The organism is Paenibacillus sp. 01T442 (assembly GCF_056398345.1).
In genome coordinates this window covers 1-26,996 of the sequence record NZ_JBFTPF010000054.1, presented here as the reverse complement: position 1 = coordinate 26,996, position 26,996 = coordinate 1, and the positions used below count along the sequence as shown (strand labels likewise).

General features: G+C 47.7%; 23 protein-coding genes. 3 read left to right on the top strand and 20 right to left on the bottom strand.

Annotation, left to right across the window (positions count from 1 at the left end; genetic code table 11):
• Positions 1–10: 10 nt before the first annotated feature.
• From priA to AC1DLM_RS26885, 9 genes are all read right to left on the bottom strand, one after another.
• Complete coding sequence (priA, locus tag AC1DLM_RS26925; RefSeq protein ID WP_477571677.1) at positions 11–2,524, bottom strand: primosomal protein N'; 2,514 nt, start codon at positions 2,522–2,524, stop codon at positions 11–13.
• A complete protein-coding gene (gene coaBC, locus AC1DLM_RS26920; protein WP_477571676.1) occupies positions 2,524–3,747 on the bottom strand; it encodes a bifunctional phosphopantothenoylcysteine decarboxylase/phosphopantothenate--cysteine ligase CoaBC in 1,224 nt (407 codons plus the stop codon). The genes priA and coaBC overlap by 1 nt, the downstream gene beginning before the upstream one ends.
• A 160-nt stretch (positions 3,748–3,907) precedes the next feature.
• The gene (gene rpoZ / locus AC1DLM_RS26915) at positions 3,908–4,135 is read right to left on the bottom strand and encodes a DNA-directed RNA polymerase subunit omega (RefSeq protein ID WP_056612362.1); all 228 of its coding nucleotides are present in this window, start codon (positions 4,133–4,135) and stop codon (positions 3,908–3,910) included.
• Positions 4,136–4,774, bottom strand: coding sequence for a guanylate kinase (gene gmk / locus AC1DLM_RS26910; RefSeq protein ID WP_056612367.1), 639 nt, complete (start codon positions 4,772–4,774; stop codon positions 4,136–4,138).
• Entirely contained in the window at positions 4,764–5,024 is a 261-nt protein-coding gene (gene remA, locus AC1DLM_RS26905) for an extracellular matrix/biofilm regulator RemA (RefSeq protein ID WP_009672664.1), read from the bottom strand. Before remA ends, gmk begins: the two co-directional genes overlap by 11 nt.
• A gap of 34 nt (positions 5,025–5,058) precedes the next feature.
• On the bottom strand, positions 5,059–5,943 hold the full coding sequence (locus AC1DLM_RS26900; RefSeq protein ID WP_477571675.1) for a YicC/YloC family endoribonuclease: 885 nt from the start codon (positions 5,941–5,943) through the stop codon (positions 5,059–5,061).
• A 29-nt stretch (positions 5,944–5,972) separates the two neighbouring features.
• Complete coding sequence (locus tag AC1DLM_RS26895; protein ID WP_477571674.1) at positions 5,973–7,847, bottom strand: bifunctional homocysteine S-methyltransferase/methylenetetrahydrofolate reductase; 1,875 nt, start codon at positions 7,845–7,847, stop codon at positions 5,973–5,975.
• Positions 7,848–7,863: 16 nt separating this feature from the next.
• Positions 7,864–8,694: a diaminopimelate epimerase gene (gene dapF, locus AC1DLM_RS26890; RefSeq protein ID WP_441989104.1), complete on the bottom strand. Its 831-nt coding sequence runs from the start codon at positions 8,692–8,694 to the stop codon at positions 7,864–7,866.
• 593 nt (positions 8,695–9,287) lie between these two features.
• Entirely contained in the window at positions 9,288–12,101 is a 2,814-nt protein-coding gene (locus AC1DLM_RS26885; RefSeq protein ID WP_477571673.1) for a calcium-translocating P-type ATPase, SERCA-type, read from the bottom strand.
• A gap of 409 nt (positions 12,102–12,510) precedes the next feature.
• On the opposite strand from AC1DLM_RS26885, the gene AC1DLM_RS26880 reads away from it, so the two are divergent.
• A complete protein-coding gene (locus AC1DLM_RS26880) occupies positions 12,511–14,274 on the top strand; it encodes an Rqc2 family fibronectin-binding protein (protein WP_441989102.1) in 1,764 nt (587 codons plus the stop codon).
• Positions 14,275–14,337: 63 nt separating this feature from the next.
• On the opposite strand, the gene galU is transcribed toward AC1DLM_RS26880, so the two are convergent.
• The 5 genes from galU to AC1DLM_RS26855 all read right to left on the bottom strand — a co-directional run bounded on the left by galU (position 14,338) and on the right by AC1DLM_RS26855 (position 18,139).
• Positions 14,338–15,216, bottom strand: a complete 879-nt coding sequence (gene galU / locus AC1DLM_RS26875; protein ID WP_477571672.1) for a UTP--glucose-1-phosphate uridylyltransferase GalU — start codon at positions 15,214–15,216, stop codon at positions 14,338–14,340.
• Positions 15,217–15,292: 76 nt separating this feature from the next.
• Positions 15,293–16,126: a PHP domain-containing protein gene (locus AC1DLM_RS26870; RefSeq protein WP_441989100.1), complete on the bottom strand. Its 834-nt coding sequence runs from the start codon at positions 16,124–16,126 to the stop codon at positions 15,293–15,295.
• Between the two features lie 17 nt (positions 16,127–16,143).
• Positions 16,144–17,055, bottom strand: coding sequence for a selenium metabolism-associated LysR family transcriptional regulator (locus AC1DLM_RS26865; protein WP_441989099.1), 912 nt, complete (start codon positions 17,053–17,055; stop codon positions 16,144–16,146).
• A gap of 114 nt (positions 17,056–17,169) precedes the next feature.
• A complete protein-coding gene (locus AC1DLM_RS26860) occupies positions 17,170–17,607 on the bottom strand; it encodes a hypothetical protein (protein WP_477571671.1) in 438 nt (145 codons plus the stop codon).
• Between the two features lie 268 nt (positions 17,608–17,875).
• Positions 17,876–18,139, bottom strand: a complete 264-nt coding sequence (locus tag AC1DLM_RS26855) for a YlbG family protein (protein WP_056612401.1) — start codon at positions 18,137–18,139, stop codon at positions 17,876–17,878.
• 47 nt (positions 18,140–18,186) lie between these two features.
• Between AC1DLM_RS26855 and AC1DLM_RS26850 the strand changes: the two genes are divergently transcribed.
• Positions 18,187–19,194 carry an asparaginase gene (locus AC1DLM_RS26850; protein ID WP_477571670.1) on the top strand — a complete coding sequence of 336 codons (1,008 nt, stop codon included), beginning with the start codon at positions 18,187–18,189 and terminating at the stop codon, positions 19,192–19,194.
• Between the two features lie 165 nt (positions 19,195–19,359).
• Here the strand turns inward: AC1DLM_RS26850 and AC1DLM_RS26845 are convergent, their stop codons facing one another.
• The 4 genes from AC1DLM_RS26845 to AC1DLM_RS26830 all read right to left on the bottom strand — a co-directional run bounded on the left by AC1DLM_RS26845 (position 19,360) and on the right by AC1DLM_RS26830 (position 23,865).
• On the bottom strand, positions 19,360–19,809 hold the full coding sequence (locus tag AC1DLM_RS26845) for a YlbF/YmcA family competence regulator (protein WP_157256856.1): 450 nt from the start codon (positions 19,807–19,809) through the stop codon (positions 19,360–19,362).
• A gap of 51 nt (positions 19,810–19,860) precedes the next feature.
• A complete protein-coding gene (locus AC1DLM_RS26840; protein WP_477571669.1) occupies positions 19,861–21,903 on the bottom strand; it encodes a helicase-associated domain-containing protein in 2,043 nt (680 codons plus the stop codon).
• 17 nt (positions 21,904–21,920) lie between these two features.
• Positions 21,921–23,606, bottom strand: coding sequence for a DNA repair helicase XPB (locus AC1DLM_RS26835; RefSeq protein WP_441989095.1), 1,686 nt, complete (start codon positions 23,604–23,606; stop codon positions 21,921–21,923).
• Between the two features lie 70 nt (positions 23,607–23,676).
• Positions 23,677–23,865, bottom strand: a complete 189-nt coding sequence (locus tag AC1DLM_RS26830) for a hypothetical protein (protein ID WP_441989094.1) — start codon at positions 23,863–23,865, stop codon at positions 23,677–23,679.
• A gap of 117 nt (positions 23,866–23,982) precedes the next feature.
• Here AC1DLM_RS26830 and AC1DLM_RS26825 point away from each other — a divergent pair, with 117 nt between their 5' ends.
• Positions 23,983–24,909 carry a LysR family transcriptional regulator gene (locus AC1DLM_RS26825; RefSeq protein WP_441989093.1) on the top strand — a complete coding sequence of 309 codons (927 nt, stop codon included), beginning with the start codon at positions 23,983–23,985 and terminating at the stop codon, positions 24,907–24,909.
• Here AC1DLM_RS26825 and AC1DLM_RS26820 read toward each other — a convergent pair.
• On the bottom strand, positions 24,854–25,927 hold the full coding sequence (locus AC1DLM_RS26820) for a Gfo/Idh/MocA family protein (protein WP_477571668.1): 1,074 nt from the start codon (positions 25,925–25,927) through the stop codon (positions 24,854–24,856). The two genes, AC1DLM_RS26825 and AC1DLM_RS26820, sit on opposite strands and share 56 nt — an antisense overlap.
• 20 nt (positions 25,928–25,947) lie before the next feature.
• The coding region (locus AC1DLM_RS26815; RefSeq protein WP_477571667.1) for a Gfo/Idh/MocA family protein at positions 25,948–26,996 on the bottom strand (1,049 nt) is incomplete at its 5' end.

Below are 26,996 nucleotides of genomic sequence, written 5' to 3'. Positions count from 1 at the left end.
TTAGGGGTTATTACATCAAATATTGCGGGTCAACATCCACGCTTATTAGCAGCTTTTCTTTGGCTGAGCGTTCCTCAAACCAAGCTACTGTCTTCCCAACGATCTCTGCAGCTCTATCTTCCCCACGATATTTTACCACGCATTGGAATCGATATCTATCTTTGATTCGGGAAATAGGCGATGCAACAGGTCCTAACACGTCAAAATGAAAGGATGAATCCAGCGATACGGCTTCCGCAAACAAATCTACCTGCTGCCTCGTATAAGGGAGAGCGATCTCTTTTAACCGTGTAACAAAGGCTTCCGCCATACGCACCAAGAGCGGTACTTGTTCGTGTGAGAATGTAATTAAAATCAATCTTTGATACGGCGGATAACCTAAATTAGCACGAATATCCATCTCATGGTTGGCAAACGCAATATAATCATGATGACTCGCATATTGCACGCTGTAATGGTCAGGTGTGTACGTTTGTACAAACACTTCCCCTTGCTTCTCATGCCGTCCCGCTCGACCTGCCACTTGTGTTAAGAGTTGGAACGTCCGCTCAGCAGAGCGAAAATCAGGTATATTCAGCACAGTATCCGCCGCGATGACCCCAACTAAGGTAACATCAGGAAAATCCAACCCTTTGGCCACCATCTGCGTCCCCAGAAGAACATCCGCCTGTTTCTCGCGAAACATCGTTAACCATTTCTCATGCGAGCCCTTTTCAGTCGTTGTATCCACATCCATGCGAATGACCCTAATGCCAGGAAATATCTTACTGAGCTCTTCCTCAACCCGCTGTGTCCCGGTGCCAAAATGACGAATATGCTCCGACTGACAGCTCGGACACTCCTTCACCTCACGTTCCGCATAACCGMAATAATGACAACGCAGCGCATGTGAGCTTTGGTGATACGTCAATGAAATATCGCAGTGCGGACACTGTGAAACGAAACCGCATGTCCGACACATCACGAATGTCGCATAACCACGTCGATTCAGCAGCAATACGGTCTGTTCTTTCTTGTGTAACCGTTCTTCGATCGCTTTATACAAAGATCTGCTAAACATCGACCGATTGCCGGTTTTCAGCTCCTCTCGCATATCTACAATCGTCACAGGCGGCATCGGTCTGCTCGCAACGCGCTCCTTCATCGTCAGCAATGTAAAAGGAGGTTTAGGGCGATCTCTCCGGCGTCTCGTTTTCTCCATACTCTCCAGAGATGGCGTAGCGGAACCCAGCACCACAACGGCATCTTGCTGCTTCGCCCTTTGAACAGCCACATCTCGCGTATGGTATTTCGGACTCTCTTCTTGTTTATACGAGGATTCATGCTCTTCATCTATAATGATCAAGCCAATGTTCGTAAAAGGGGCAAAAATCGCCGAACGTGCGCCGATTACGACCTTTACCTGCTTGCGTGTAATTTTACGCCACTCGTCATATCGCTCACCGTTGGACAATCGGCTATGAAGAACAGCAACAAGGTCGCCGAATCTCCCTTTAAAACGCTCCACCATCTGCGGCGTCAATGAAATTTCCGGCACAAGAACAATGGCTTCCTTATCCATATCCAAGCATTGCTGGATGGATTGTAGGTATACCTCTGTCTTTCCACTTCCCGTAACGCCATGCAGCAGAAACACCTCATGTCGATCTTCAGCCACCGAATCGCGAATAGGGGCGAACACGCCGCTCTGCTCTTCCGTCAGCGTAAGCGGCTTCGTCCGCTCAAAAGCACGGCCCATATACGGGTCGCGCATCACTTCCACCTCGCGCAGCTCAATCCAGCCGCGATCCGCCAAGCTTTTGACCGTGCTGGCTCCGACCTCAATGGTTTCCATCAGTTCCGTCAGTCGAATGGCGTGCGGATGCAGGGTCAAATATCGGAGGACATCCTTCTGCTTGTTCGCTCTGGCCGGAAGCTCGGCAAGCGCCTCTTCCAAGCCACGACCACCTGCAGGTGGAAATACGGTTAGCGCCTTTTTGGCATTCATCCGGTCCTTCACTAGCTGCACTTCCGCCAGTCTACCCGATGACAGCAGCTCTTTGATCAGAGCGCCTTCCTTCGAAAAACGCTCCAACAACACGTCCATGGAAACCGATTCCTTACTCCTCACAAAGCTAATAATAGCTTCAATATCTGGCATATCGAGAAAGGATTGATCCTCTGATTCATCCCCTACAATAATGACACGCTCATATTTCGCTTTAAGTGCCGCAGGAAGCATCGCTTGCAAAGCAGTTACTTCATGGCACATATACATACGACTGATCCAGCGTCCAAGACTAACAAGTTCACTCGTCAAGGGAGGGACGAGATCCAACACAGTTTGAATCGGCTTGATGCGTTTCGCATCTACTTGCGTTTCCTCTTGCAGTTCAACCACAAAGCCTTGCAGAACACGTGGTCCAAAAGGTACACCTACTCGACTGCCGACTTCGACCCACTTACTCAAAGATGACGGCACTTCATAGTCGAACGCCCGATTGGTTTGCTTGGCTGGGACATCGACAATGACTTTGGCGTACATCAGGATTCCCCCGCCGCGGCAGCCATTCGCTCTGCAGCGAGTTCGAGCAATTTGCGCGCAACGTCCCATTTACTTTGGATAGGCAGCGCTTGTACAAGCCCGTTCTGATCATAGAAGCGAACGACATTCGTATCCCCGCCAAAGCCAGCGCCCTCTTGTGACACATCGTTCCCCACGATGAGATCACAATTTTTGCGCTTCAGCTTGTCCATCGCATGTTCATCCAACGCTTCCGTCTCCGCTGCAAACCCGATGACGAACTGTTCCTTCGTCTTCAGCGTTCCGATCTCCTGCAAAATATCGGGATTCTTAATAAGCTCAAGCGTCAGCGAGTCCGCTTTCTTTTTGATTTTCTGCTCGGCAACCACAGCAGGCCGATAGTCGGCCACAGCAGCCGCTTTTATGATGAGCTGGCTTTCTCCTAGCCTGCTTAACACCGCTTCGCGCATATCCAGCGCAGACTGCACAGGAACAAGCTGAACACCTTCTGGTACAGTTAGAGCCGATGGTCCTGAAACCAACGTTACCTTCGCCCCCATCCGCACAGCTTCTTCCGCGATCGCATACCCCATTTTGCCTGACGAATCATTGGTCAAATAACGAACAGGATCCAGACGTTCTACCGTGCCTCCGGCCGTCACTAACACACGTTTACCTGCTAAACGCCCAGGATCCCCTTGAAAATGCCGCTCAACCRCGGCAAAAATTTCCTCTGGCTCAGCGAGACGCCCCTTGCCCACATAGCCACAGGCCAGTTGCCCTTCGCCTGGTTCAATGAATCGAACGCCGCGACGAAGCAAAGTCTCCATGTTGGTTTGTACCGCAGGATTCGCGTACATATGCACATTCATCGCAGGTGCCACCCAGATCGGGGCCATGGTTGCAAGCAGAGTGGTACTCAGCATATCATCGCCAAGCCCTAATGCCAGCTTGCCGATCATATTGGCCGTAGCTGGAGCAATCAGCACGAGATCAGCGCTGTCCGCCAAATTGATATGAGACACAACCGCGGGATCCTTCTCATCGAAGGTATCAACAAAAACATGATGTCGCGATAAGGTTTGAAACGTTAATGGGGCAACGAATTGCACCGCGGAACGCGTCATAATCACCCGTACAACAGCTCCAGCTTGTGTTAATTTACTCGTTAACGCTGCAGCCTTATAAGCCGCAATGCCTCCACAGACACCGAGCACAATCGTTTTGCCTTGTAATACACCCATGGAAATCCCCTTTCGAAATACCAAATGGAATAAACGGCTACTCCTTCCTTCAAAGACGGGAGCGTTTATCTAAACATATAGCCGATTAATTATGTGAAACATAGAATGTCTATATTTTGAGAAAAAAATAACAACCACGAGGGTTGTTGGGTAAGGCAGTTTATTTCTTCGCGTATTTCTCGCTCTCGTTTGTGTTAATTTTCTCATAACCGATGTAATTACCGTAAAGTTCTTCTAAGGCAACACCAACATGTTTGTGAGCTTTCTGGCCTTTCAAATCCGATTTCGCACCATCACGAAGGGATCTAGCTCTTTTGGAAGCTGCAACAACCAGGGAGTACTTGCTGTCTACGATATCGAGCAGTTTATCAATTGAAGGGTATAACATTCAATTCACCTCATCCATCCATTGTACGATTTTTGGAAACATACGATCTTTTTTGCAGTGCTCAGCGGCTAGTATCGCTTGTATTTTCGCGCATGCGGTATCTACATGATCATTTACGATCGCATAATCATAGTGTTCCATCAAACGAATTTCATCAATGGCCACTGACATGCGACTGCGGATGACCTCATCCGTTTCCGTGCCACGTGTAACAATACGATTCTCAAGCTCATCTAGAGATGGCGGCAACAAGAAAATAAATACACCTTCGTCAAACTTCTGCTTGACCTGCAGTGCACCTTGCACCTCGATTTCCAAGATCACATCGTGCCCTGAACGTAGCGTCTCCTCTACGAAACGTCTTGGTGTGCCATAGAAGTTGCCCACATATTCGGCCCATTCCAGCACTTCATCGGTTTCAATCAACTGCTGAAATTGCTCGCGGGTTTTGAAAAAATAATTCACACCGTCTACTTCACCTTGTCTAGGAGAACGCGTTGTCGCTGATACCGAGTAGACAATATCAGGAGCAACCTTGCGCAGCGCCGCACAAACCGTTCCTTTGCCAACTCCAGACGGTCCGGATAAAACAATCAGAATACCTCTCTCACGCTCAAGAGTGTTCGTATTACTCGTCATGATCATCGTCCTTATTCGAAAGTCTATGCGCTACCGTCTCTGGTTGTACTGCCGACAAAATCACATGATCGCTGTCCGTGATAATAACGGCACGGGTTCTTCTACCATATGTAGCGTCAATCAGCATGTGACGATCACGCGCTTCTTGAATGATTCTCTTGATCGGAGCGGATTCTGGACTCACGATCGAGATAATGCGGTTCGCCGATACGATGTTGCCGAACCCGATATTGATTAATTTGATAGCCATCTAGGACTTCCTCCTCGCGAAGCACATGCAAGCTTCACTCGATATTCTGTATTTGTTCCCGCATTTTCTCAAGCTCTGCTTTCATCGCAATCACTCTAGCCGTAGGCTCCGAATGATTCGACTTCGATCCGATCGTGTTCACTTCCCGATTCATTTCTTGAATTAAGAAGTCCAGCTTTCGGCCAACAGGCTCTTTGTCTAAAAGCAATGACTCACATTGCCCAAAATGACTCTTCAGACGCGTTAATTCCTCATCCACATTAGAACGATCTGCGAAGAGAGCAATCTCAGTCGCTAGGCGCTGCTCATCCACAGGTATCCCATCGAGAACGAGGGACTGAATGCGAATCGTCATCTTCGTCGCATACTCCTGAACGACTTGAGGAGCAAGTGCTTCCAACTCGATATGAATTCGCTTCATCTCGGCTAGCCGTTCGCGGATATCCTGCTCTAAGAATTCACCTTCGCGGTGTCTCATCGCGGATAGCTGAACGACAGCCTCCTGTAAGCAGGCGCATAGCTCCTGTTCAATCTCGTCATCAGGCTCTTGACGTACGTCTTTCATCTGAATCAGCTCAGGAAGTTTCAATAAATCGTTGAGATCTACCTGACCCGTGATCCCATACCGCTGCTTCAACTGTTCTGCGGCTTCCAGATAAGCATCTGCCAAAGCATAATTAACCGTTACGTTCTTCGGGGAAGCTGCTTCACGTTCCGCCGTGATGAAGACATCTACTCGTCCTCGCTTCACAGCATGCAATACCGTTTTCTTCAAAGCGTCTTCAAAAGCCGCCCATTCCTTAGGCAACCGAATCGACACTTCACTATACCTATGATTGACCGATTTCACATCGATAAACACGTTGTATCCCGCAAAAGAACGATTCGCTTGTCCGAACCCGGTCATACTGCAAATCATTCTAATMACATCCATTACCCTATTTTAATTCATTTTGAAAGTGGGTACAAGTGGAAATCATGCCTTTTCGACTTTTCCCACACATAGTTCGTCAGATCTACGCACATTTCATACGCCAGAAATGGGGTCATCAGATAAATACCATTAAAGTATTGCATCGCGGTATCCAGCAATTCTTTGGCAATTTCCACACCCATGGCGCGACCTTCTGGACCTTTCAAGCCATCCATCCGGGCTCTAACTTCATCCGATAGACGAATACCTGGAACCTCATTGTGCAGGTATTCGGCATTGCCGCCACTAGCCAGCGGGGCGATCCCGATGAAAATAGGAATTTGCAAATGCTTAGTCGCTTCATAAATGTCTTCAATAAGCTTCGCATCGTACACAGGCTGCGTCATGATATAATCTGCGCCTGCCTCGATCTTGCGCTCCAAGCGCTGAACGGCTTTATCTAAATGCTTCACATTCGGATTGAATGCTGCACCAACAACGAAGTTAGCCTTCTGCTTCAAAGGTTTACCGGAGAAGGCGATGCCTTCGTTGAGCTGTTTGATCATCCGAATAATTTCGAATGAGGTAAGGTCGTACACAGAGCTGGACCCCKGGAGATCGCCAAATTTGGCGGGATCGCCGGTCACGGCCAGCACGTGGTCTATCCCAAGCGCGTGCAAGCCCATGAGATGGGACTGCGTCCCAATCATGTTGCGGTCACGACACGCGATGTGGATGAGCGGACGCGCGCCCAAACGCTCCTGCACGAGGTAGCCGAGGGCCAGGTTGCTCATGCGCGTCACAGCAAGGGAATTGTCGGCCATCGTAATGGCGTCGACATGTGCCAACTGCAGTGCTTTCGACCCCTGCATGAACTTCTCGATGTCGAGATCCTTCGGAGGATCCAGCTCGACAATGACGGTTTTGCGCTGCTTCACGATGTCCAGCAGCGAAGGTATGCCCGCCGGCGGCGCAGGCTTCGCMGGTGCCGGCTCAAGCACGATCGCAGCGGCTCCCGCAGGAGCAGAGCCTGGTGCAGCCGGCACGTAGCCCTGCAGCGCCTTCGCCACAGCGGCGATGTGCTCCGGCGTCGTGCCGCAGCAGCCGCCGATGATGCGCGCGCCAAGATCGGCGAAGCGCAGCGCGCTTTCGGCGAAATACTTCGGCGTCGCCGCATACGTATAATGCCCGTCTACGTAGTCGGGCAAACCTGCGTTCGGAAACGCCGAGAATGGAACACCAGGAATCGGCGAGATTTTCTCCATCGAACGCAGGATCCCGTTCGGGCCGACTCGGCAGTTGAAGCCGATCACATCAGCGCCTTCATCACGTAGCCGCAGGAAAGCTTCTTGCAGCGGAACACCGTCCTGCGTGCTGCCCGTGCCCTCATTGGCAAACTGGCAGATCACAGGAAGCCCACTCATGCTGCGAATAATTCGTAAAGCAAGCTGCAGCTCTTCCAAATCGTAGAAGGTCTCTAATAACAGCCCGTCCACTGGTGAGTCAAGCAGAATTCCTATCTGTTCCTGTAAGGATTGCTCGACCTCAGAGGTTCTCACATTCTTTCGCTTGCCTGCGCGAATGGATCCGATAGCTCCAACGACATAAGCATCGTCGCCAACAGCGTTCCTGGCTAGCTCAACACCCGCACGGTTAATGGCTTCAACGTCGCCTTCCAGCCCGTACTTCGAAAGCTTCTCCCGATTCGCCGAAAACGTATTCGTTTCAATAAGACGAGCACCTGCCTCGAAATAACGGCGGTGCACGTCAGCGACCGTTTCTGGTCTAAGCAAATTCAATTCTTCATATGAAATGCCGACGGGAAATCCCATCTGATATAAGTATGTCCCCATAGCGCCGTCACCGGTCAAAATCTCCTGTTGCAGCGCTGCACGAAGATCCAATTTCATGCATCATTTCCCCTATCTATAGTTTGCCTGTAAACACTTCTTCCGCAGGCCCCGTCATATAGACGTGATTATCTTCTTCCAGCCACTCGATGAACAAATCTCCACCTTTGAGTGAAACGGTCGCTTCACGATCAGATAGACCATTCAGCACGGAAGATACCAGCGTAGCACACGCGCCTGTTCCGCAAGCAAGCGTTGGCCCAGCGCCACGCTCCCAAACACGCATATCCGTATAAGCGCGATCTCGAACGGTTGCGAATTCGACATTTATTTTACGCGGAAACATAGGATGCGCCTCAAGCTTAGGCCCCCATGTTGCCAGGTCAAAATTCACAGCATCCTCTACATAAATGACACAATGCGGATTCCCCATGGATACCGCTGTGAAACGAAACGATGTGCCATCTACCTCGATTGGATAATCGATCACCTCGTCGGCATCAACTGTCGTTGGTACCTGAAGTCCTTGTAAAATGGGCTCTCCCATGTCCACACGAGCAGTTACAACTCTGCCATCTTGCACATGTACTTGAACCTTCTGTACACCAGCACCGATGGTTTCAATGGTAATTTCAGTAGCATCAATCAACTTATGRTCATAAACATATTTGGAAACACAGCGGATCGCGTTGCCGCATTGCTCGGCCTCAGATCCATCCGAGTTGATAATGCGCATTTGAAAATCAGCTTTCTCTGAAGGAAGAATAAAGACAACACCGTCAGCACCGATGCTAAAAAATCGATTACACAACTGAATGGCCAACTGGTCCGCCCCGGCAGGCAGCTCTTTCTCTCCGGATACGACAATAAAATCATTGCCAAGACCGTGCATTTTCGTAAAATTCATGTCAAGCACCCCTATGTGCGGTTTAGCCATTATCATAGCGTAAAATCGTCAGTATGCATAGCCCTGCGCCCTCGCAGCACGTCATAGTCGCTAAATCGCCATAGTTGTAAACCTGACAGTGACTTTTGGATTTTGTGCAGTTGGTAGGAGTTTGCTAGGGAGATGAGATAGGGTAAGTGAGTAAGCGTGTGTTGGTGGGATGAGTTGCGGTAGGTGAATAATATGAGTTGGTAAGTTGCGTTAGATGAATAGTGTGAGTTGGAGGTGCTGAATAAAATACTGGAAAACCTACATCTATTTCAAGTGAATATGATCTAAATTTGAGTTTAAATGGAAAATATGTAGTTAATCCCTTCCATTCTATTCAAATCCAAAGAAACCCCCGAAAATAACTGGAGAAAATCCATTTATTCGGAGATTCAAGGGAAATTCCAGTGAATTAACTGTATAAAATCCATCTACTCGTAGGCAGAGCGGGAGTATGGCGGGGCGGGGCGGGGCGGGCAGTGCAGTGTCGAGGTGAAGCTGGGGCCCTAAACAGGAAAAAGCTGCCTCACGGCAGCTCTTTCCATCTTTCCATCCTGCCATGTCCCTTATCGGAAACTCGGTTTAGACGATTTCGAATACACAGAGGCGCTTGAACCTCTCGAACCTCTGGAACCTTTGTTGCGTTTTGGCGACAACACGCTGCCTAGCCCCATAAAGAAAGTTGGAATGCCAGCTGCAATCAAAACGAGAATCCAATCTTTCCAGCCAAGCGGAACGGTTTTGAAGATCGGTTGGAGAGCTTCGATGTACATAACGCCAAGCATAAGAATGAGCGATGATAGCACAGCCAGAACGAGGTACTTATTTTGCAAAGGATTCCGGTGGAAAATGGAACGTGAACTGCGACAATCAAACACGTGGATGAGCTGCGCCATAACCAAAGTCGCAAACGCGACACTTTGCGCTTTCAACAAGGTCTCTGCATCCGTTGGATTCACGCGTAAGATGAGCCAGAAGGCCCCCAAGGTGCATACCCCGATAAGGATACCACGGGAAATAATTTTCCAGCCTAAGCGTCTTGCAAAAATACTTTCCTTCGCCGAGCGCGGCTTATGCTGCATGAGGTCTTTCTCTGCCTGATCCACACCTAGTGCCATCGCTGGCAGACCATCTGTCACTAAATTCACCCATAGAATTTGAATAGGCACAAGCGGAAGCGGAAGCCCCGCCATCATGGCGATGAACATCGTCATAATCTCGCCAACGTTAGAAGCGAGCAAATAGCGAATGAACTTGCGGATATTTTCATAGATGCTGCGCCCCTCTTCAATCGCTGCAACGATCGTCGAGAAATTATCATCGCTAAGAATTAAGGAGGATGCCTCTTTAGATACATCGGTTCCCGTAATCCMCATGGCAATACCAATATCAGCTGCCTTAATCGCTGGTGCATCGTTAACGCCATCACCCGTCATGGCAACTACATGTCCATTGCGCTGCAACGATTTCACAATCCGCAGCTTATGCTCAGGGGACACCCTCGCATAGACGTAGGTATCATTGACTTTGGCATCGAGCTCATCATCGGAGAGCTGTCCGATTTGTTGACCGCTCATGCTGACACCATTGGTTGGAATCATCCCGAGCTGCTTCGCAATGGCTTCCGCAGTCGTTTGATGATCCCCTGTGATCATAACCGTTTTGATACCCGCCTTGCGGCATTTGGAGATCGCTTCACGCACTTCTTTGCGCGGTGGATCGATCATACCGGTTAACCCTACGAAGACTAAGCCATTCTCAACATCCTCATGATCATCATATCGATCACTCGCTTTAAGTTCCTTATAGGCAATACCCAACACCCTTAGCGCTGATTTGGCCATGCCTTCATTCGCTGAGATGACCTTTTGTTTCAGTGTTGACGTGAAGGGAATGACTTTGCCATCCCACAAAATATAACTGCAATGCTGCAACAACACATCCGGCGCCCCTTTGGTGCAAGCCATACGGCCGTTCTCAGAAGACACCAGCACGGACATCCGTTTGCGTTCCGAATCGAAAGGGAACTCGGCGATCCGTTTATATTTTTCACTCAGCGAAACTTGCGTAATCCCGCTCTTGGCACTTAGAACAACTAAGGCTCCTTCTGTTGGATCCCCTTTAATATTCCAAATTGAAGATGGTCCCCCAGCGCCCTCTTTCCCTTTCTTTCGCTTCGTTTCTTGTTTTTCTTCAACTAACGTTGCGTTATTACAAAGGGCTGACACGTGGAGAAGCTTCGATAGAGTTGGATGTTTGTGTGCGTCCGTATGTTGACCACTCATTAGAATATGACCGACCGGCGCATAACCATCTCCTGTTACCTCAAACACATCACCGCCGACCCACAAATGGGTCACTGTCATCTTGTTCTGCGTGAGCGTCCCCGTTTTATCTGAACAAATAACGGAGGCACAACCTAACGTCTCCACCGAAGGCAGCTTGCGGACGATCGCTTTCCGCTTAATCATTCGCTGAACGCCGAGCGCTAGTGCGATAGTAACAATCGCTGGAAGCCCTTCTGGGATAGCAGCAACTGCTAAGCTGACACCTGCCAAGAACATCGCATATGGTGGTTGTCCATGCATAATACCGGCAACAACAACAAGAATCGTCAACGCGATAGCGACGATAATTAAGATTTTACCTAGCTGCTCCAATCGGTGCTGAAGCGGTGTTTCCATAGATTCCGTATTTTGAATCAGGTCAGCGATTTTGCCCATTTCCGTGCCCATCCCGATTCGAACGACAACTGCTTTCGCCGTACCACGAGAAACCATCGTCCCCATGAAGCCGAGGTTGCGCTGATCACCAAGCGGCACTTCGTCGTGAGGAATAGGAGCAATCGTTTTGCTGACGGCAATGGACTCCCCGGTTAATGCGGACTCTTCGATATAGACGCCATTCGTCTCCAGAAACCGAACATCCGCTGGGACTCGATCTCCGCTCTCCAGGAACACAATATCACCTGGCACCAGATCACGAGCCGGAATTTGATGAACGGCTCCTTCTCTCCACACATTGGCATTCGGTGCAGACAGCTCTTTCAGTGCACGTAGTGAGCGTTCCGCTCGAAACTCCTGTGTAAAGCCCAAAATCCCATTCATCACGATAATGATGACGATGGTAATCGCATCTAAATATTCACCTAGCAAGCCGGATATCAGAGTCGCCCCCAATAGCACCAGCACCATGAAATCTTTAAATTGATTTAAGAGCAACGTGATTGGCGATACACGTTGCCCCTCTGAGAGCTCGTTTCGCCCTACCTCAGCCTGCCGTTTCCAAGCTTCCTCCCAGGGCAATCCTTGCTGCATATTCACCTGCTGTAACTGCAAGACATCCTCCGAGTTCAACTGGTACCACTTATTCTGACTCATCCGCCCTTCTCCCTCCCACATCCACTTGATCTTGTCTCACACTTAGAAGTTGTTCAAAAAGCCCGATTTTGATCACGAAGTATACCAGGAAGTGTATTCGACATCGAATCTTGCATTCAGCCGGAACTTCCGGTGCTCACGTAGTTTCCACTACGCTCCGCTCCTCATTTCCTAGCTTCTTGCAACCTTCTCGGTGCTGAAAATCGTACTTTTTGAACTCACGCTTATACGTATTTGTATTCAGACAAGCAGGAAAATATCCCTGAAATCATCTTTCCTGTCCAGAGCCCCTTAAGTTTTTGTGAAAAGTATGGCATCATAGAGATTAGCAAAGTTGTCAACCTCGGAATGAAGAGGTAAYCACACTGACAAATGACAACTAGCCTCAAAGAATGGAGTTGTATGCATCATGGCTTTAGACGGACTCGTCCTTCATGCAATTGTTCACGAACTTCAAATGTATGTAGGAGGCCGCATTAATAAAATTCACCAACCGAGTGAAAATGACGTCGTGCTTCAAATTCGCACCCAAAGGCAGAACGTGAAGCTGCTCCTTTCCGCCAACCCTACGTATCCACGCGTCCAAACGACAGAACAAGTTACCATGAATCCGATGGATGCGCCTATGTTCTGTATGCTGCTTCGCAAATATTGTGAAGGCGGCGTAATTGAGGTCGTGGAACAAATCGGCATGGAACGTGTCATTCGTTTGCAGATTCGTCATCGTGACGAATTAGGAGATATATCCCTCAAGCATATTATTGTGGAAATCATGGGCCGCCACAGCAATATCATCTTGCTCGATCCCGTGACAGGAACAATTCTAGACGGCATTCATCATGTGACGCCAGCMATCAGTTCTTACCGGGTTGTTATGCCAGGGAGTACATATGTAACACCGCCTGAACAGGATAAGCAAAATCCACTTGAGGTTGATAGCGCAGCATTCATTCAAGCCTTAGAGCGGACATCTTCATCAGATGAGGTTTCCGTATCTCCATCGCCAATTAAACCTGAGCAACAGCTGGTTGCTGCATTCAGCGGACTAAGTCCACTGATCGCCAAGGAAATTGTATATCGCAGTATGCAAGGAAAAACGGAAGTCGATACCGCATCGCTTTGGCAGGCGTTCAGCGAAGTCATGACCGCTATGCGCGAGGATCGCTATGAACCAGTCATTGTAGAACAAGAACCGACAGGCAAGCTGTTCTTCGCGATGACACCACTTACGCACATCAAGGGCACATCGAAATTATACCCAACGCCAAGCTTGTGTTTGGAGCAATTCTATGGCGACAAAGCGGAACGAGATACGGTTAAACAGCGTGTATCGGATTTGTTGAAATTTTTACAAAATGAAGTCAATAAAAATGTCAAAAAACTGGAAAAACTTCAGGATACGATCGAAGACTCCAAGGATGCTGATAAATATCGTATTCTCGGAGAGCTGTTAACCGCCTCGCTCCATACAATCAAGAAAGGCGACAAAGAAGTCCAAGCCATTAATTACTACGATGAAGATCAGGCGATGATCACCATCACATTGGACCCGCTTCTTGGCCCGGCGGAAAATGCACAGCGCTATTTTAAGAAATATAGTAAATTGAAAAATAGTACGGTGATCGTCGAGGAGCAAATTGCCCAAACGCACCAAGAGATTACCTATCTCACAACGCTGCTGCAGCAGTTGAGTGTTGCCTCCTTGCCGGATATTGAAGAGATTCGTGATGAGCTTATGGAGCAAGGTTATGTGCGCGATCGAAACAAAAAGCAGCGTAAGAAAAAGAAAAAAGATAAGCCCGCTCTAGCCTGCTACGAATCCAGCGAGGGCGTTCCTATCTATGTTGGGAAAAATAATACGCAAAACGAATACCTGACGAATCGTCTTGCTTCTTCTATGGATACATGGCTGCATACCAAGGATATTCCTGGCTCCCACGTCGTCATTCGCGGTGAGTTCAGCGACACCACCTTACTTGAAGCCGCGCAGCTAGCTGCTTACTTCAGTCAAGCCAAAAACTCCAGTCAAGTTCCTGTGGATTATACAACAATCAAACATGTCCATAAGCCAAACGGCTCGAAGCCCGGCTTTGTCATTTACGTGAATCAGAAGACAGTTTATGTGACACCAGAGGAAGAAGAAATCAAGCAATTGAAAGTGACCATTAAATAAACATGCCAAAAACCTATCAGAGATTAATTCTCGATAGGTTTTTTGGCATATAAATAACCAATGCTATAAATCCCATTGCTTGATTAATGATAATAAATACGCCTTTACTTGCTCTTGCAAATCCGGACGCTGTAAGGCAAGTTCAATGGTCGCTTCAATATACCCCAGCTTGTCCCCAACGTCGTAGCGCTTCGCTTGCATCAGGTAAGCCGCCATCTGCTGTTCCTTATTCAGCACGCGCAAGGCATCCGTTAATTGAATCTCACCACCGCGGCCAGGCTCTTGACGCTCCAAAATGCGGAAAATTTCCGGCATAATGATGTAACGGCCAATTACCGCTAAATTCGAAGGCGCTTGATCACGATCAGGCTTCTCGACCAGATCCTCAATCAATCGATAGTTCGCGTAGCTCGTCGCTGGAGAGACGATACCATATTTGCTAACATCAGCCCAAGGCACCTCTTGAACCGCTATCACGGAGGTTTCCGTCTGCTCATAAATATCCATCATCTGTTTAAGCCCTGGCGGGGTAGATTGAARAATATCATCCCCAAGTAAAACGGCGAACGGCTCATCTCCAATAAATTTGCGCGCGCAGAGAATTGCATGACCCAAGCCAAGCGGCTGCTTCTGACGAATATAATGAACATCCGCTAGATTAGAGACCGATTTCACAATCTCCAGCAGGTGTGTGCTCCCTTTTTCTTCAAGCATCATCTCAAGCTCTACGGATTTATCAAAATGATCCTCGATCGCACGTTTATTACGCCCTGTAACGATAATAATATCCTCAATGCCGGACTCAATCGCTTCTTCTACTATGTACTGAATCGCTGGTTTGTCAACGATGGGCAGCATTTCCTTGGGCTGCGCTTTGGTTGCGGGCAAGAAACGGGTGCCTAGTCCCGCCGCGGGAATAATGGCTTTTCGAATTTTTTTCATGAGCGATCCTCCTAAAAGTTTTGAGTAACCAATGCAAGCGAGGTGTAATATTGCAACATCAAAACTCGCTTCGGAATCATACGCTTGGTTGTAAAAGTTCCACGACATCCATGCCGATGCGTTTCGAGCCGATAGCCCCGTGGAAAGCAACTCCATCACGTACGCCATGGAAATCAGAACCTGCCGTGATCAGCAGCCCCTTACACTCTGCAAGAAGTCTATATCTTTCTTCATCTTCTGGCGAATGATCAGCATGATACACTTCAATCCCATCTAATCCCTGTGAAGTAATGACCTCTACTAGCGCATCATCGTGATAAATACCAGGGTGCGCAAGCACCGCTTTGCCGCCAGCTTCATGAATCCACGTAATCGCGGTTGCCGGCTCAATACGCGGCGGATTGGCGTAAGCAGCCGCTCCCGTAGCCAAATAGCGATCGAAAGCTTCCGTGATCGTACTCACATAGCCTTTATTCATGAGCACAGCAGCAATATGCGGTCGGCCAACTGTATCACCTTTGCGCTTCACATTGGCAACCTCTTTGAGAACTTCCTCCATCGTAATGTCGATGCCAAGCTCCTGTAGCCGTGCAATAATCATCTCATTGCGGGTATCCCTTGTTTCACGTAAAGATGACAAGCGTTGTAGGAATTGTTCATCCGCAATGTTCATGTAATAACCCAGAATATGAATATCCTGGCCATTCGCTACCGTTGAAATTTCAACGCCAGGAACAACGACAATGCCCAATTCCATGCCTGCCTCAAGTGCCTCCGCTACCCCCGAAATCGTATCATGATCGGTAATCGCAATTGCACCTAATCCTGCATCTAAAGCCATCTGGACATTCGCTCTCGGCGACTGCGTCCCGTCTGAAGCTGTTGTATGTGAATGTAAGTCTGCTTCCATTCGATCCCCCGTCCTTCTTATAGAAAACGACTTAAATCTTCTTGTCTCAAAAACGTCATGAAGCTTACGGCCGAAATAGGCAGCAAGGTCGAGTTTAAATAAATCGCATAAAAGCTGCGCTCAAACACGATATTCTCGATCTTTTTCACTTTAAAAAGGCCTAGCGTTACCTCATGCTTAACGGACGATTGCGAAAGAATAGAAATCCCTAATCCCGCTTCAACAGCCGATTTGATGGCTCCTGTGCTTCCTAGCTCCATCACGATCTTCATCGAGGAACAATCCATGTTGCAGCGAGCGAATTCCTCCTCCATGACTCTTCTTGTACCTGAACCCTGTTCTCGCAGAACAAAAGGGTACTTCAATAACTCGTCCAATGTAACAACCGGGGCATCCGCTAGTGGATGATCCGAAGGAACAATGAGTCGCAGCTCGTCACTAAGGATCGGTTCGGTATGAACGTCTGGATGATGGATAGGCGCCTCAACAAGACCGAAATTGAGTTGATGACTAAGTACCTCATCCAAGATTTGGGCTGTGTTCATTACTTTCATCGATACGGAGATGTTCGGGTAATCCTTGCTGAAAGGGCCCAGAAGCCGAGGTAAAATGTACTCCCCCATCGTTAAGCTGGCGCCTAGCTGTAGCCGACCTTCGATCATCATTGTAAATTTTGACATCGCGACATCGGTGTCGCGAATAAGCTCAATGCTATTTTTGGCAAATGGCAGCAAAGCTCGTCCTGCTTCAGACAGTTCGATCTTCTTGGTGCTGCGATGAAAGAGCTTCACACCAAAGTAATCCTCAAGTGACTGTACCTGCATCGTCACGGCTGGCTGTGTCATATGTAACGCACCGGCTGCGTGTGAGAAACTGCCTTTTTCCGCTACGGTATAGAAAATGTGTAATTGATGAAAATTAAGTGCCATGATATACCGCCTCTCTTTGTTCCATTATATGAAATCGAACCCGTACAGTCCATCAAGACGACAAAAAAGAGTATGTCTGCCCTAGCTCCAGACATACTCTGCTCAATGACATGATTAGCGCCGCTTGCKACTATTCTTGATTAAAGTCATACGACGAGAGTGTCTCAACCAGGAATAGTACGATTTCAAATCGCGCAGCTCCATGGTCTCTGACATTTTGCCAAGAAAGGTAACGATGATCATTTTGTGCAGAGGATTGCCTACAAGATCCGTCTCATGCTCCAAATGGGAGAATTCGGCCACTACCACCAAATCATCATCAATCAGATAGACGTCTTCTTCGTTCCGATAATAAGGGACCATGCTATCATTTTTAAGCTTCTCCCAGAGAAACGCGCAGATTTCCTCAAGTGAATTGTTATCGCTAGAAATACGATCGCTCCATCTCAGCTTAGCATGATTCGTGATCACGATATCCGCCACTTTCTTATCACCTAGCTGTACGAAGAATGGTTCGTAAGTACTCCATCTCCCCATAACCTTATCTTTCATGATCACATCCCCTTTCCTATTTAAATGGGACCGAATACCTACTCCCTGAAGTTCTGTAAGTTATATTTTACTGTATTATAACTTTTTTTCCCATGGAAGAATATATAAAATTATTAATAAGTATTTATGAAGACAACAAACTATGCCTAATTTTCGGAAAATTGAGAAAACTTATAACAAAGTCATTCAAACGAGACCGACCAAGGTCCATATTATGAGAAAAAAAAGAAAAAAGCTTCTCACGAAGCTTTCATTTTGCACTGTAGCCTCAAAGCGTGTAAAATCTAGTTTTGTCAGGAACGTCACTACTATACTCTGTCTTAATTTCATTACGATATGATTTCTCTACCTTCTTGACGTAAGGCAACTTGAGTAGACTGCGTGTGGTCTCTTCCAATTTGCTGGCATGTATATAAAGAACGGCATAATTCATTTTCTTGGATATGTAATGAAGGGAACCGAACCGCTCCAAATTTCTGGCGGCTTTAATATCGTTTACCCAAATGATTAATCCGCTTCGCTCAATCATCATGATTGCAACCTCTTTTCAATAATCCTAGTATGGAGTGATCTCACAACATGAAGCCATCAGACACTATTGTCCGCGTGTCTCGCGGACATATAACAGAAAGCATACATCGCATCCACCTTGCTGTTGTCGATAACCAAGGAACGCTCCTGCACGGTGCAGGCGATCCGCACCTGCTCACCTTCGCCCGTTCGACGGCGAAGCTGATTCAAGCCTTGCCGGTCATTGAATCCGGCGCGGCTGATCATTTCGGCCTGACTGAGGCCGAAATTGCCTTATGCTGCGCTTCCCACAATGGGGAAGCTGAGCATGTGAGCACGGCCCGCGGCATCCTAGGCAAGCTAGGGTATCATGCCAAGCATCTGCAATGCGGTGCGCATGAGCCGTACCACGCGCCAACTGCACAGGCGATGCGTGAACGGGGAGAGTCCCCGTCAACTTTGCACAACAATTGCTCGGGCAAACATTCGGGTATGCTATCCTTAAGCAGCTATCTTGGCGCTTCACCGGATACCTACATGAGCCCTGAGCATCCTGTTCAGGTCCTCATGTTAGATGCTGTGAGTGCCATGTCAGATGTACCTAAGGAGCAGATGGAGCTCGGAATTGACGGCTGTGGCGTCCCTGTGTTTGGGATGCCGATCAACCATCTCGCACTCGCTTTTGCCCGATTGGGCAGCCCCGAAGGGCTATCTGCAGAGCGTGCAAACGCTTGCCAGAGAATTGTCAATGCTGTGCGGAAATATCCTCAATTCCTCGCAGGAAGCGACCGCTTCGATACGCGATTAATCGAGGTTACAAAAGGCCGAGTCTTAGGCAAAATGGGCGCTGAAGGCATCTTCGCCCTCTCCATACCCGATCAAGCCATCGGCTTCGYCTTAAAAGTAGAAGATGGAAACATTCGTGCCTTGTATCCTGCTGTCACTGAGGCGTTAAAGCAGCTAGGCTACCTGTCGGAAACCGAGGTCAGTGAGCTCAAGGAATTCCATACACCTGCCGTTCACAACTGGCAAGGAACCGAGGTCGGACGCATCCRCCCCGATTTCTGCCTGAAATGACGCCGCTTTTAATCACGAAGTAGTCCTTTGAAGCAAATTCGACATCGATATTGAATTCAGCTGGAAATTCCGGTGCTCACGTAGCTCACACTACGCTCCTCATTTCCTAGCTTCTTTCAATCTTCTCGGTGCTGAAAACCGCCTGGCTTTTGATCACGAAGGTAATTAACCGCAATTCCCACTGCAGCTTCCACCGGAGCTGCAGCCTTTGCCGGTTGGCAAGGGGTTATTGCTTGGCACTTTAATCGAATCTGATACCGCGTGAGCAATCGTCGTTGAAACGGTAAACAACAAGTCATCCAAGCGATCCTCAGCTTCTTTGTACTTGCGAACAGCCTCAACAGCTAGGAGCTTCTCTTGCACGTCATTCACAGCTGCTAAAGCATCGTGATAGCTCGGGTGGTAATGCCCAAAACGCTCGCACTCCTCAAAAGCATCTTTCTTCCTAGCAAACACAGCTTGCAAATCTTTCACTTCTCTGCTGTTCGCGACCTCGGTCTTCCAATATAAATAATCTGCAACTTCCGCAGAAGAATTAATCATATCACCCATATCGTAGGCTTGCATAAGGATAGCCGACATATCCAGTGTTTCTGTTTCCATTGTTTGTAACATTATGACAACCTCATCCTTCCTCGCGAAAAAGTCTATAACACTTCTATCATATCACAGTTCGCCAAGAGTTTCTTCCTTTTCTCTCACAGACCCATCGTTGATTCCTGGTAATATGAGCTTCATCTCATTCCAGTCCTCACTGGTCCAAGCGACCTCCTCATATTCTTCCCACCCCTCCAGAATCCAACCTGTTCGATCTTCGCGCAGCATGCGCGGGATAATGAAGCAGTCGCGTCCTTCTTTTCTCAACTGCAGCACACTTTTCCATTCGATAGCTTTACGAATCATATCCTTACGAGTAGAGGCATGATAGTTGCGTAACTCTTTAATCCAACTCATAGGAATTTGCTGCATATCTGGATATAAGTCCTCCCGCAGCGGCAAATATGGATCAATTTCATATAATTGAATCGTATCTTTAGAGTAACAGAGGCCTAATTGAGGTTCGTTCCATAATGGAATCTCCTGGTCTTCATCACTCCCTACATTCGGAATTGCACTTTGATTGGGGTGGAAACCCATCGCTTCCAAGCATTTCGTCAAATGTTTAATATGCGCGCGTGAAATAATAAAATTGGTTTCTCCTATGCGCTCTCCGAGCAGATTGCGGCACTTATCATTCCGAAGTAAGGCTTCCGCAAYCTCATTCGTTTGACAGCGAAGCAGTGTCACATCCGTTAGGTAGAGCTTATCCTTGTGCTCCTCCCACTGCTGCAAGGTGATGATCACTTGTTCTGGAACTTCATAATAAGCATGATCTCGAAGAACTTGAAACACGTCTGAGCTCCTCAGACCATGATCTAACGCGCGCCCAAAGCTTTCTTTGGTCAAACGATAGGTACGTACGAGATCAGCGTTCAGCAGGTCAGCAAATGCCGCAACTCCCCACTCTAAGCGCAGAGAAGCATTGGGTGGTAAAAGCACTTCGAAATCAGGCTGAACGTATAGAGATGGATCGGTCAGGAGAGCCAGCTCGCTGAGAGAGTCTGGAAGCTCACCTGAACTCAATCTAGGTGTGATCAGCCATCTGAACCAAAGTTGCCCCTCTTGATCTTCCGCTAACTCAACAAAACGAAATGTGGACAACGGCCTAATCCAGGCTGTCATCAGCTCCTGACGAAGAGTCTCCTCGTCCATCGGTTTATGCCCAATCGAACAGCATGAGAGAACGGCTTGCAACAGCTCCGATAAACTGTACCACTGCAAGACAGTCGCCCTTTCCATGAATGCGATCCCATGCTCCAGCCAAACCGGAGCGGGAATCAAGGCCTGCCGCCAAATACGATACAATTGCGCTTGTTGGTGTTCATAGGAGCTTTGAAGCCAACGCTCGAAAAGACGATGATGGAATAGGAACCGGTTGCCCGTTTCATTTTTATAGAGGAATCCCATTCGCATGCCTAATTCAAGCATCAACGCGGCAGGCTCATCATACACGTCCGTGAATGCGTAAGTAAGTCCTGACTGTGTTAGTATTCTTGCGGGTAAACTCACATGTTCCGTAATCTTCTGCAACTGCTTCTTATGTAAAGTTCCTTTACTCGTAAGGGAAAGTTCGGATTGCCGCGAACAGCTGACCATACAATGAAACAATTGCTGCGCGAGTCCCCGTGGATTCGAAGGAATGCCTTCATCCATCTCTGCGATGTGGTCGCTGAGATCGCTTAGCTCATCTACATTGCTTTGCTCGGTGAGCCCTACGGCAGGAAACACTAGGCTCTGCCAACCTGCGAATGCATCCTCAGGCAGCGTGTACAACTGTTCTCCCCAAGATTTACGGAAAGCAACAACGACGCCATAACGACGAAGTCCCCATAACCCCAAACTGACTTGAGCACCAGACATTTGGAGCACTGCTTCTTTTTCCAACCTCTCGCCAGTAAAAGGCAGACAGCCGAACGTTGACATTACCAGGCGCAGCGTACGCTGCTCATCGGACGAAAGCTGATGATAGAGTTTAGCTAAATGAGTAGGAAGCGTAAGAATCTCTTCTAACGATTCCCCTGATGTACGAAGTGCAGAGCACCACGGTTGTCTTACAATGGACTCCTTTAACGAAACCGGCATTTTCCTTTCCACATGCTCGTACTTCATTTTCCAAGCCTACCTCCTCATCTTATCGCTTCATTCCAGCTTGTAATCTCGTATTGATAGCCTTGTTCTACAAGAAAGAGCTGCCTCTTCATGGCGAAATCCTGTTCTTTCGTGTCTGCGCTAACGAGTGAATAGAAGATGGCCGTGTTCTCACCATTTCGCTTCGGCCGAAGAATTCGACCCAATCGTTGTGCTTCTTCTTGCCTCGAGCCATAACTTCCCGATACCTGAATGGCAATCGCCGCATCTGGGAGATCGACAGCGAAATTCGCCACTTTGGAAACGATGAGCAGTGGGAGCTGCCCCTTTTTGAATCGCTCATATAACTCTTCTCGACGTTCATGAGGGATACTGCCGCATATCATGGGAGCACCTGTATGAATTGCAATTTCTTCAAGCTGATCAATATATTGACCGATAATTAACGTCGGTTCATCTGGATGGAGCTTCAACAAATAATCAATGACCGCAAGCTTCGCTGTATTCTCTCCGGCGATCCGGAACTGGTGCCTAGATTCTGAGGCATGATAACGATCTCGGTCCATAATTGACAGGGGTACCCGCACTTCTTGGCAAGTCACCTTAGCCAGCCACCCCATCGTTTCGAGCTGCTTCCACGCCATGTCATACTTCTTGGGCCCGACTAATGAGAACACGTCACCCTCTAAGCCATCTTCTCTAATTAGCGTTGCCGTTAAACCGAGCCTGCGCGTGGCTTGTATCTCCGCAGTCGCACGAAAAACGGGCGCAGGCAGAAGGTGAACCTCATCATAAATGATGAGGCCCCACTCCCTCTCGCTAAATAATCGCAAATGCGAGAATTCAGCCTCCTTGCTCCCGCGGTGCGTTAGAATTTGGTAGGTGGCAATGGTGATGGGCCTTATCTCCTTCGTAGTGCCATTATACTCACCCACCTGATCGCTAGTCAGTCCGGTCTTACTTAATATTTCACGTTTCCACTGCTTCACTGACGTTACATTGGAGGTAAGGATCAGTGTTGCACAGCTTGCTTTCGCCATTGCGGCGATCCCCACTACCGTCTTACCTGCTCCGCAAGGGAGAACCAGAACACCGCTTCCGCCATGGCCAACCTGCTGAAAAGCGTCTACGGCTTGCTTTTGATAATCGCGCAGTTGGAAAGGCTCATCCATCTGATCTTCGTCACGCCAAGGAATCTCCAGAAATTCTCCGCTGCGGTAGGAAGCTAGATCCTCCACGGGATAACCGAGCTTCATTAACTCTTGCTTCAAAATCCCCCGATGGCTCGGTGATATGGCAATAGCCCGTTCTCCACGTGCATCCTTGAGATAGTTTTGCAAGGATTCATAGGCACAAATTTCTTTGAAAACGACGGTATCCTCGCTTACCAAGAAGAGTTCCTTCCCCACATGCAACATGCGTAGAATCCCATAGCGCTTCGTATATTTCCGAATCGTGCTAAGCACAGCTGAGGGTACACCAAATTTGGCATGCTGCTGTAAGCAAGCTGTCATCTCTTCCAACCCCATGCCTGCTGCAGCTGCATTCCATAAAGACAATGGAGTAACCCGATAGGTGTGAAGATGTTCTGGACTTTTCACTAGATCTGCAAAGCGAGCCAGCTTACCTTGAAGCTTGTCAAATTCAGGATGATTCGTTTCGAGGAGGATAGATAAATCGCTCTGAACAATCAGAGGCTTTGAAGGATCCATAGTCAATCGCATATTCCCTCCTTTTTCCTTTAGTATGAAGGGAAAGTACTTGATTTAAACAYGGACTCCATGCTAACGTATCTCAAAAGAGTTCATACACGGCGATAATCCCAACAATAATGATGGCAAATATAGACACCCAACTTGCAACTACGCCAGGGCGCACACCAACTTTCTCCTCTTTCGTGTACCAGTGTGCTTTCCTCGCGCGCGCTTCRACATCTTTCACATGAGCCTCAAATTTTTTCTCTATCTCGTATAAGTTCCACATGGTAATTCCCCCCATCCTTTGGTTGGAATTGATTTTAACATGGCAAGAAGTACCAGAGTTATCTATAATAAATGATCGTTTCGATCGAAAATAGTGATGGTTAAGGAGTGCATACAGATGGATCTTACCTTATATAAAACACTGCTCGAAGTAGCGAAATGGCAAAACTTTACGAAGGCTTCCGAAAAATTGGGCTACGCTCAGTCTAGTGTGACCTCCCAAATTCAAAAACTAGAGATCGAATACGGGGTTGAAATCTTCGAGCGGATCGATAAAAAGATGAGACCTACGCCTGCGGGGGACATTTTACTGCGATATGCAGCGAAAATTTTGAAATTATATGAGGAATCCAAAATCAATGTAGCTGGTCAAACGACAGGAAGCTTTATGATTGGCACACACGAAACAACGCTCTTCTCCTACATGCTGCCGCCGTTTCTCGGTGCTTTCAAAAAGTGCTTTCCAAACATTACAATCACCATCAATGAATTAATGGAAAATGATACGTCCCGTGCGCTGAAGGCAGGCGAATGCGATTTAGGGTTCATCGTCGACAAGGAACTCAGCGATCCTGATTTAATCTATCGGACGATACAGGAAGAGGAATTTGTCATTGTGGCAGCACCTGATCACCCCTTAGCCGCGAAATCGGCTATTATACCGGAGGATCTTAATGGCGCTGAAATTCTGATGTCCATATCAGGAGGACGTTGTCGGAAATTATTTGAAACGATGCTGCGTAAACATAATGTGCAGTATACACTCACCTATGAGATTAACAACTATGAAACGATCAAAAAATGCGCTATGCACGGGCTCGGCCTTTGCTTACTACCAAGAACGACCGTAACAACGGAAACACAAAACGGGCAGTTAGCGATATTACCGCTGAACTACCCGAATTTTAAATTGAATGTGCAATTATGCTATCATGCCAAAAGACAATTATCTGTACCCTTGACAAACTTCATCCAGCTGATGTGTGAAACTACTCCACACGAACGGCTTTCTCTTGGGCAATCAAGCACAATTCAGCCGCTTTGAATGTATGCGCTTGTGTCATCGCATTTTCTGTACGATGAATGCAATCCAGAATCAACTGACCGAAGAAAGGAAAGCCTACTTGTCCATGCAGACTGTAGTGCTTTTCTCCTTGTTGGTTGACTAGATACAACTGATCCCCCTGCGGATCACGAGCAATATCAATATATTTACGCAGCTCGATATAACCCTCAGTTCCAAGAATCAATGTGCGCCCGTCTCCCCATGTTCCTAAGCCATTAGGTGTCAGCCAGTCTACACGGAAATAATTCGTTGCCCCATTGTCCCCAATCAGTGTCGCATCGCCGAAATCCTCTAGCTCCGGATAATCCTTCGCATGATAGTTCGCTACTTTACTGCTAACGACTGTCGCATCTTTACAGCCCGAATAGAAGAGGAACTGCTCGATTTGATGGCTGCCGATATCACATAGAATACCGCCATATTTATTCTTCTCGAAAAACCAATCCGGACGGCTTGAGGCATTCAAACGGTGAGGTCCTAAGCCAATCACTTGAACCACGCGACCAATCGCGCCTTCTTCAATCAATTGACCCGCGAAAACCGCACTTTCCACGTGAAGTCGCTCACTATAGTAAACAGCATACTTACGTCCTGTTGTTTCAACTACGGCCTTCGCCGCAGCAAGCTGATCCAGGGAAGTAAATGGTGTTTTATCTGTGAAATAGTCCTTGCCATGCTCCATCACACGAATCCCGAGAGGACCACGCTCTGAAGGTACAGCTGCGGAAGCGACAAGCTTCACTTCTGGATCATGAAGAATCTCATCTTCAGAAGCAGCAATCTGAGCCTGAGGAAACTTCGCGACAAATGCCGCTACTTTCGCTGGGTCTTGATCGTACACCCATTTAAGTTCAGCGCYGGCTTCTAGAAGTCCGTTACTCATGCCATAAATATGACCATGATCCAACGCAATTACTGCAAAGGTAAACTCCCCTTTTTGAACAACAAGGTTCGGTTTCCCTTTTGGCGCATAATTCATGCCATCATTTTTTTGCATATCGATTTTCCCCCATGATCTTAGACATCAAGTGTTTTAAAGGAGCCTGCTTCTTTACTTGATTTGGAATTTTTGATTTTCTCTTGTAAATGCTGTTCAAAAAGATCTTCGTCGATCGGCAAATCAACCCAGTTGTCCGTGAATGTTGAGAGCATGATCGCATTGGAAATCATTAAGCCTTTAATGCCTTCCGCTCCTGGAGCAATCAATGGTGTACCATGAAGAATGGCATCAACAAAGTTCTGTGTGATCCCCATGTGGCCCGTTTCTTTACCTTCAACTGGGATTTCACATYTCCAACATTCCGGTTGACCAAAGCCGCCTTTGTACGTTTCATTGAATTCTCTTTCGGAAACGCGCAAACGCCAGAACGTCAACTTGCCATCTTCAATGACGATTTTACCTCTGTCCCCGGACAACTCGAATCGATTCGTCCCAGGTGCTTCCCCTGTTGTCGTCACGAACAAGCCTGTTGCGCCATTTTCATACTCAACGAATGCCGTTACATCATCTTCAACTTCGATATTGCGGTGCTTCCCGAAATAACAGAATGCACGAACACGCTTCGGCATCATATCRATCGTCCACTGCCATAGGTCAAGTTGATGCGGATCTTGGTTAATAAGTACACCGCCGCCTTCTCCAGCCCAAGTTGCACGCCAGCCGCCTGAATCGTAATAGCTTTGTGATCTATACCAATTGGTAATAATCCAGTTCGTTCTGCGAATCTCACCTAGTTCACCAGAAGAAACCAGATCCTTTAATTTTTTATATAGAGGATTTGTACGTTGATTGTACATCATGCTGAATACTTTACCTGAAGCTTCTGCTGCTTCATTCATTTGACGCACTTGTTTGGTATACACGCCAGCCGGCTTTTCACAAATAACATGCATGCCTGCTTGGAAAGCGCGTACAGCTGTTTCAGGGTGATCATAGTGAGGCGTTGCGATCAAAACCCCATCAATCAAGCCAGAAGCCAGAAAATCATCAAGATTATCAAATAGCTTGACACCTTCACCAAGATTTTCCTTTGCCCACTCTAGACGATCTGCTCGCGGTTCACAAA

Coding starts and splice junctions, on each gene's coding strand:
- rpoZ (WP_056612362.1), bottom strand. CDS start 4,135: ATGTTATACCCTTCAATTGATAAACTGCTCGATATCGTAGACAGCAAG.
- gmk (WP_056612367.1), bottom strand. CDS start 4,774: ATGACGAGTAATACGAACACTCTTGAGCGTGAGAGAGGTATTCTGATT.
- remA (WP_009672664.1), bottom strand. CDS start 5,024: ATGGCTATCAAATTAATCAATATCGGGTTCGGCAACATCGTATCGGCG.
- AC1DLM_RS26900 (WP_477571675.1), bottom strand. CDS start 5,943: ATGATTTGCAGTATGACCGGGTTCGGACAAGCGAATCGTTCTTTTGCG.
- AC1DLM_RS26870 (WP_441989100.1), bottom strand. CDS start 16,126: ATGGAAGCAGACTTACATTCACATACAACAGCTTCAGACGGGACGCAG.
- AC1DLM_RS26865 (WP_441989099.1), bottom strand. CDS start 17,055: ATGGCACTTAATTTTCATCAATTACACATTTTCTATACCGTAGCGGAA.
- AC1DLM_RS26855 (WP_056612401.1), bottom strand. CDS start 18,139: ATGATGATTGAGCGAAGCGGATTAATCATTTGGGTAAACGATATTAAA.
- AC1DLM_RS26845 (WP_157256856.1), bottom strand. CDS start 19,809: ATGTTACAAACAATGGAAACAGAAACACTGGATATGTCGGCTATCCTT.
- AC1DLM_RS26835 (WP_441989095.1), bottom strand. CDS start 23,606: ATGCGATTGACTATGGATCCTTCAAAGCCTCTGATTGTTCAGAGCGAT.
- AC1DLM_RS26825 (WP_441989093.1), top strand. CDS start 23,983: ATGGATCTTACCTTATATAAAACACTGCTCGAAGTAGCGAAATGGCAA.